This window comes from Ruminococcus sp. 210702-SL.1.03 (assembly GCF_020559915.1).
GTDB lineage: Bacteria > Bacillota > Clostridia > Oscillospirales > Ruminococcaceae > YE71.
The window spans coordinates 1-248 of record NZ_JAJCLZ010000179.1; the positions used below are offsets into that span (position 1 = coordinate 1).

Here is a 248-nt window from a genome sequence, read left to right on the forward strand (position 1 = left end):
GCTCGCAGGTCTGCCATTTCGGCTAGGTCGCGTTGGGTCATTGCTGAGCACCTCCTCTTGCTTGTAACCATTCTTCGTACTTTCTCTTGTTCTCGGGGTCTTCGTAGAACTTCTTCATCGCCGCGCAGAGGGTCGCCGCAAGCAGTCTGCGTTCTATCTCGGGAACTTTGTCCCAGTCTATCTTCGGCACGGCTCACACCTCCTTCACCGACATTATGTATTCTCCCGCGCGCTTCTCGTCACGCGCT

Annotated in this window: 1 protein-coding gene; it reads right to left on the reverse strand. The window is 55.6% G+C overall.

What is annotated here, in order from left to right; translation table 11 throughout:
• Window positions 1-37 precede the first annotated feature (37 nt).
• The gene (locus LI114_RS14015) at window positions 38-190 is read right to left on the reverse strand and encodes a hypothetical protein (protein ID WP_227221168.1); all 153 of its coding nucleotides are present in this window, start codon (window positions 188-190) and stop codon (window positions 38-40) included.
• Window positions 191-248 lie beyond the last annotated feature (58 nt).